A 6620-nucleotide genomic window follows, 5' to 3' on the forward strand; every position below is an offset into this window, starting at 1 on the left:
CAGAGGAATCATGCGCCCATCATCCAGTTGGGTTACCGCATCGGCTGCAATCTGAAAGGTATTGATTAAACGTTCTACTTCAGCCGCAGCTGCCTTGCTCGGCTTTCCACCTTCTGCAATCAGAATTTCGGTCAACTCTGCTCGCATTTCATTAAAGCGTTTCACACAGTGCAGCAAGATTTTTTGTTTTTGAAAAGGTTCTAAAGCCGCCATTTCTTTTTCCGCTTTTGCAGCAGACTGAATGGCTTTTTCGATGGTTTGTTCATTTGCCAAAGCCACCCGTGCATAAAGCTCATGCGTATATTTATGTTCAACTTCAAGCCATTGCTCTGTTTTAACCGCTTTACCTGCAACATACAGAGGATAATCAATCACGTTTACAGCTTTATCTGCCATGTAAAAAATTCCTTTCATTTTCTAGAAATAACAGCAATGCAATTTTGTTTCATTCCCTATATGATGCGCTGAGTTGGGCAGCAGTTCACTTTATTTAAGTAACAAAATTATTTTCTAAAAATAACGGATCACATATTCAGGATATCCATGCAATCACTCAAATTATTTTGCTTCATCCTTGGACTTGGCGCAGTCAGCTCTGCACAGGCCGATTTTATTGGTGTTAAAGCTGGCATTGATTACTGGAACTACAGTGCAGATTTAAGCAATCCAGCATCGGCACTTCCACAACCCCAACTTAAAGATGATCACGGCATGTCATTTTCCGTGGCTGTAGAACACCCGGTACCCTTTTTGCCGAATGCAAAAATTAAACATACTAAGTTGCAGGCTGAGAGCGATCAAAGCTTTGCCGGGGTGAAAAGTCATCAGCTCGATCTCGATTATTCTGACTTCATTCTGTATTACGAAATCCTCGACAATGTCGTCTCTGCCGATGTCGGTTTCGGTGCCAAATTGCTTGATGGAGAGATCCAGCAGAACTTTATCCAAAATATAGAAATCAGTGAAACCTTACCGATGATCTATGCAGAAGCAGGAGTCAAACTGCCATTCACCGGATTCAGTGCCAAGGCAGAAGCCAGTTTCGCCAAGTTAACCGATAGCCAAGTCACCGATGCTCAGGTAGAACTGAAATATAACTTTGTCGATACCCTACTGGTCGATGTCGGTGCCAAAGCCGGTTATCGCATTTTGGATATTCAGCTGGAAGAAGGCTCCGACCAAGAAGCCAAATTGAAATTTAAAGGACCCTACATTGGGCTAGAAGCTCATTTCTAAAGCATTGTTGTACGCTTTCGCTTACATCAACTGGAGAAAACGACAGCTGTTCAAGCCCTCTGATCCGCACTATATTTAATTCACCAGGAAACAGGAAGTTTCCCAAACTAAAAACAACAATAATCCGTTTGAGCATCAGGATGTGAGGTACGACAGGAGTTATACCTAAGTAAACCCATATGAAAAAGCCCCATCAGGATGATGGGGCTTTTTTCTATCTCAAATTCATCTTATACACAAATAAAAAAGCCTCCCGAAGGAAGCTTAAGTTTGACAAAAACCTATCTTTAATAGATTGGCTGCTTTAAGAACGAATCGGATTTGCAGAAGCCAAAACCTTTGCTTCAGCTTTAATTTTTTCCGTTTTTGCTGGACGGATAAAGAATATGGCCATGGCACCGATTATTCCAGGAATCGCAACAGCGATAAAATTCCATTTGTGCGGCAGTTCCATGCCCAAAAGCATGCCAATCACGATTGGACCAACAATTGCGCCAGTACGGCCCACAGCCGATGCCCAGCCAATACCGGTTGAACGGACTGCAACCGGATAATACTGTGCTACATAACTGTACAGTAAAATACTGCTGCCAATTGAGGACGCACCCGCCAGACTCACCAGTAAATAAATAACAGGCTGTGGAGAATTGAAGCCAAGTCCTACTAAAGACAGTACGCCTACCACTAACATACCGATCAGCACTGGTTTAAAGTCAAAGCGATCCGCTAAAACTCCTCCACTTATAGTTCCAATCACGGCTCCAATATTCAATGCCATTAAAAACATTAAGCTGCTGCCTAAAGAATAACCGGCGGCCATCATCAGTTTTGGTAACCAGCTACCTAATGCATAAAGCATTAATAAGCACATAAAGAACGCAAGCCAAAACAGGAATGTTCCTGCAGCACGATTTTCAGTGAACAATTCTTTTACTGAAGTACTTCCTGATTGATCATTCGAAGCTAAAACCAATTGTGTATTTGCAGATACTTGCGCTGCCGGCTCAACTTTTTGTAAAAAGTTACGCGCCTGATCTTGCTTGTTTGCCTTGACCAGAAATATTAGAGATTCCGGCAGGAATTTCCAAAAGAATGGAACAAACAGTAAAGGAATACCCGCAATATAGAACATGATTTGCCAGCCATAATCCGCAGTAAACCATGAACCACACAACGCGGCCATAATCCCGCCTACAGCATAGCCACTAAACATGGTGGTGACTAAAGTACTGCGCACACGCTGTGGTGCATATTCTGAAGTTAAGGCCACTAAATTTGGCAATACACCGCCAATGCCCAAGCCTGCAATAAAACGTAATATTCCAAATTCTGTAGGATTAGTGGCAAATCCCCCTAAAAAAGTAAACAGGCTAAACAATGAAACGCAAATTAAAATTACTTTTTTGCGGCCAATTTTATCCGCCAACATGCCAAAGCCCATCGCACCAAACATCATGCCAGCTAAGGCTGTACTGGCCAACATGCCTGCCTGCACAGCACTCATGCCCCACTCTTGCATGAGTAATGGTAAAACGACCCCATTAATTGCCAAATCATAACCGTCAAATAACACAATAAACAGACACCAGAGTACAAGTTTCAAGTGAAATGACTTGAACTTGGCTTGATCTATTACAGCATTCACATTCATTGTTGTCGCTGTCATGAGTACTCACCTCCAATGTGAGACTTGAATTTCAACTTACAATGGGTTTCTGGCGGAATTTTGTCCACAACTTGAAAGGCATAAACCTATACCTTGAAGGTATACAAAATCCTTTATGGAATAAAATGTCAGCCCAATATGAGTTAAGAATAGAATTTTTTGTTACATATTTTGCTGTGAACTTTGGTTCACACTTATTTTACTTAGTAAAAACAAATGTTTAAAAATTAATAATTTTATACCCGACTAAAGATGATTTGATTGAAAGATTGTCAGAGTTTGCTGGCTAAAAACTCTCACAGGACAAATACCTATACTTTGGAATAAACCCTTAAGTGGGGGGCTGAAATTAAAGAATACTTATATGAAACTAGATATCCATCCAGATAAATTTTGTATGTTAAATTCACAACAAAATAGAATGTTTATCTAACTAAACATAGCACATAGCAATACAATTTGAGCATCAGGATGAAGTACAGCCGAAGTGAGCGTGAAGTAACTGATATAAAAAAGCCCTATCACTGTAGGGCTTTTATTAGCTTATTAATGCAGACCTTCTAGGCTTTTCAGATAAATCACGACGTCTTTATTGCCTGCCATTTCGGCAAGTTCTAAAGCCGTGTTTGGACTGCGATGTGCAATATCCGCGCCTTTGCTCACCAAAAGTTTGACCACATCTAAATGATCATTTTCAGCAGCGGCCTGTAAGGCGCTATAGCCTTCTTCATCGGCAGAATTGACGTCCAGGCCTTCCTGTAAAGCCTGCTCGACCTGTTCAAGATCGCCAAGGGATGCCCAGTACACCAGTTCAGGAAGATGCAGTTCATCGTCATCTTCAGGGATTGGGGAGAATGAATCGAATTGCATAAAACCTACCTCAAGCTTTATTCTAAGTCTGAAGGTATGAAAGCATATCCATTGTAACTAATCCAATCCATATGTAGGAAATTCCCTAAAGATTTAACAGAATCAAAATTAGCTGTAGGGTCTATCAAGAAATTGGAAAAAGCTTTTCTATTATTTTCTTGATATTCATGGATATACCACACCCCCTGTATATTTTCTTTTTCAAACTTATCATTCTCTATTTTCTTATGTAATAAACGACCTATTTCTTGATATATAAAATCCTGATCATGAAAATCATTTAAAAGAACTAATATTCCTGTGCAATCATCTTTTCCTATGGTTTTTTTAGTTTCAGCAATTTGTTTATCTGCTGATGAGAGAATTGATCTCAAGTTTCGAGAGGCATAATTACATAATTTATTTCTAATAAAATTTGGATCTTTATGTTTTTGGATTAATTCTTCAACATGTACAGTCCCAAAAAATTTTGGGAAATCCAGATCCTTATCTACTTGATCATTTATAAAATCATTAATTACACTCTGCCTATCTGTTTCTAAAAATTTTACTTCTAAAATCTATGAGCGCTCAAAAGCAAAATAATCTGCCTTACGACCTATAAATCCAATATCTTTTATATCATCTATCGATTCAAATTTAGAATCCGCAATTTTTTTTAAATCTTTCATTTAAAATCATTTCTTACCTGTGACTATTAATTATTTAAAGTATCTAGCATCAATTTATCACTCTCTATTCCTAATAAAAAAGCCCCCTTTTGGAGGCTTCTTTTTTCAACTTAATATTTAAGCTTTAGACATTGCTGGCTCAATTGAACCAATCTTTTCAGATTCATCTTCACTCATAATCAATGCAACCGCAATTGCAGTAATCAGAACCGGTAAACCGACTGCCATAAAGTTGAAGTAAGCAGGCAGGTTCATACCGAGTAAGCCACCAATCAGAATCGGTCCTACAATCGCGCCCATACGACCAATCGCAGAAGACCAGCCAATCCCAGTCGAACGCACTGCAAGTGGGTAGAACTGCGCAACATAGCTATATAGCAACATTTGCGAACCAATTGACGCTGCACCTGCCAAGAATACTAAAATGTACAGAAGGAATTGATTCGATTGGAAGCCCATTAAGCTCATCACAATCGCACCCATAATTCCAAGGAACATCAGCACAGGTTTCAAATGGAAACGATCCGCAAGAATACCACCACCGACAATACCCACGACTGCACCAACGTTCATCACCATCATGAACATCAGACTGTTGTCCATCGAGTAGCCTGCTGCCATCATCAACTTCGGTAACCAGCTGCTAAGCGCATACATGGTTAACAGGCAAGTGAAGAATGCGACCCAGAACAGTAAAGTATTGACCGCACGACCACGACGGAACAAACTCACCACGTTGGCTGCTTCAGGCACATTTTCCTGTGGCAAGGTGAATATCGTATTCTCGGTGACAGTCAGGTTGGGCGCCAGGCGACGTACAATGTGACGAGCTTCGGCCTGCTTGTTCTGCTTCACAATAAATGCGAGTGATTCAGGCAGGAATTTCCAGATCACTGGAAGTAAAAATAAAGGAATGCCGGCAATAAAAAACATTACCTGCCAGCCATAAGTCGGGGTAAACCATGAACCCAACAGCGCAGCCATTACGCCACCTACCGCATAACCACTAAACATGGTAGTCACCAGCGTACTACGCATCTTTTGCGGTGCATATTCAGAGGTTAAAGCCACAAGGTTTGGCATTACACCACCAATCCCTAGACCGGCCAAGAAACGTAAAATACCGAATTCAGTTGGATTTGAAGCAAAACCACCTGCAAAAGTTAAACCACTAAATAAGACAATACAGATCATGATCACTTTCTTACGACCAATCTTGTCGGCCAATGATCCAAAAAACATTGCACCAAACATCATGCCCACAAGCGCCGTACTGGCTAACATGCCTGCTTGAACAGTACTTAAGCCCCAATCGTTCATCAGCAATGGTAAAGTCACGCCATTAATTGCAAGATCGTAGCCATCAAATAGGATAATGAGTAAACACCAAGCGACTACATTGAAGTGAAATGGCGTAAATTTCGCCTGATCCACTACAGAATTTACATCTATTTTGTCCGTTGTCATTCGTTCTCATCTCCCATGAGTACTTGTCCATCACTTCACATGAATTGTTAAGTTGAAATTCAATTTGGCACAATATACTCATATGATTTTCTATAAACAATAAGACTAATGATTAATAAAAACGGACTTAAGATCATTATATTTTTTATATATATCATATGTATAGCTAAGTATTTCTAAATTAAAATTTTACTTTTTTAAATTCAAAAGACGCTGTATTTCAATGTTTTTCTAAACAATACAATTTACTGTAAATGAAACGAATAGTTTTTATAGAATTATAGTTGGTATAAATACCGCTTATCACGATTGAGTACATGACAATTTTTTAGCAAATTTACATTTATTTCCGCGCATAAAAACCCCCTCTGCCGTGTGGCGGAGGGGGTTTTCAGGAATTAATGAGCTGGCGATGACTTACTCTCACATGGGTAACCCCACACTACCATCAGCGCAAAGAGGTTTCACTTCTGAGTTCGGGAAGGGATCAGGTGGTTCACTCTTGCTATTGTCGCCAGCACAACTGTTTATGGATACTTGCTCGGGTCTTATCTTGCGGAACAGTGTTCCTCATGCCGTTGCTTTTTCCAAATCTGAACAGATTGGGCTGTTTGAGTTGAGTATTGTCTAGCGTTTAGTTAACTAAATCAAGTTTTTTGTAGCGATTCAATCGAACCATACAACTGTTTGGGTGTTGTATAGTCAAGCCT

Annotated in this window: 6 protein-coding genes and 1 rRNA gene; 1 reads left to right on the forward strand and 6 read right to left on the reverse strand. The window is 40.0% G+C overall.

The features are described from left to right. On the reverse strand, positions 1-396 hold a 396-nt coding region (locus ACKI4H_RS04395; RefSeq protein WP_407304093.1), incomplete at its 3' end, for an aldehyde dehydrogenase family protein. A 147-nt stretch (positions 397-543) separates the two neighbouring features. Between ACKI4H_RS04395 and ACKI4H_RS04400 the strand changes: the two genes are divergently transcribed. Further along, positions 544-1236, forward strand: coding sequence for a TIGR04219 family outer membrane beta-barrel protein (locus ACKI4H_RS04400; protein ID WP_407304095.1), 693 nt, complete (start codon positions 544-546; stop codon positions 1234-1236). Between the two features lie 304 nt (positions 1237-1540). Here the strand turns inward: ACKI4H_RS04400 and ACKI4H_RS04405 are convergent, their stop codons facing one another. The 5 genes from ACKI4H_RS04405 to rrf form a co-directional block, all read right to left on the reverse strand. After that, complete coding sequence (locus ACKI4H_RS04405; RefSeq protein WP_407304096.1) at positions 1541-2902, reverse strand: MFS transporter; 1362 nt, start codon at positions 2900-2902, stop codon at positions 1541-1543. A 546-nt stretch (positions 2903-3448) separates the two neighbouring features. Further along, the gene (locus tag ACKI4H_RS04410) at positions 3449-3772 is read right to left on the reverse strand and encodes an ankyrin repeat domain-containing protein (RefSeq protein WP_407304097.1); all 324 of its coding nucleotides are present in this window, start codon (positions 3770-3772) and stop codon (positions 3449-3451) included. A 17-nt stretch (positions 3773-3789) separates the two neighbouring features. After that, the gene (locus ACKI4H_RS04415; RefSeq protein WP_407304098.1) at positions 3790-4146 is read right to left on the reverse strand and encodes a hypothetical protein; all 357 of its coding nucleotides are present in this window, start codon (positions 4144-4146) and stop codon (positions 3790-3792) included. A 414-nt stretch (positions 4147-4560) separates the two neighbouring features. Next, positions 4561-5910, reverse strand: a complete 1350-nt coding sequence (locus tag ACKI4H_RS04420; RefSeq protein WP_407304099.1) for an aromatic acid/H+ symport family MFS transporter — start codon at positions 5908-5910, stop codon at positions 4561-4563. Positions 5911-6314: 404 nt separating this feature from the next. After that, positions 6315-6429: ribosomal RNA gene (gene rrf / locus ACKI4H_RS04425) — 5S ribosomal RNA — on the reverse strand. Positions 6430-6620: the final 191 nt, after the last annotated feature.

Origin of the sequence: Acinetobacter sp. (assembly GCF_045628685.1) — a bacterium.
In the GTDB taxonomy this organism is placed as follows: Bacteria; Pseudomonadota; Gammaproteobacteria; order Pseudomonadales; family Moraxellaceae; genus Acinetobacter.

Excerpts from the sequence above, each read along its gene's own strand:
- ACKI4H_RS04405 (WP_407304096.1), bottom strand. The coding sequence starts at position 2,902 with ATGACAGCGACAACAATGAATGTGAATGCTGTAATAGATCAAGCCAAG.
- ACKI4H_RS04400 (WP_407304095.1), top strand. The coding sequence starts at position 544 with ATGCAATCACTCAAATTATTTTGCTTCATCCTTGGACTTGGCGCAGTC.
- ACKI4H_RS04410 (WP_407304097.1), bottom strand. The coding sequence starts at position 3,772 with ATGCAATTCGATTCATTCTCCCCAATCCCTGAAGATGACGATGAACTG.
- ACKI4H_RS04420 (WP_407304099.1), bottom strand. The coding sequence starts at position 5,910 with ATGACAACGGACAAAATAGATGTAAATTCTGTAGTGGATCAGGCGAAA.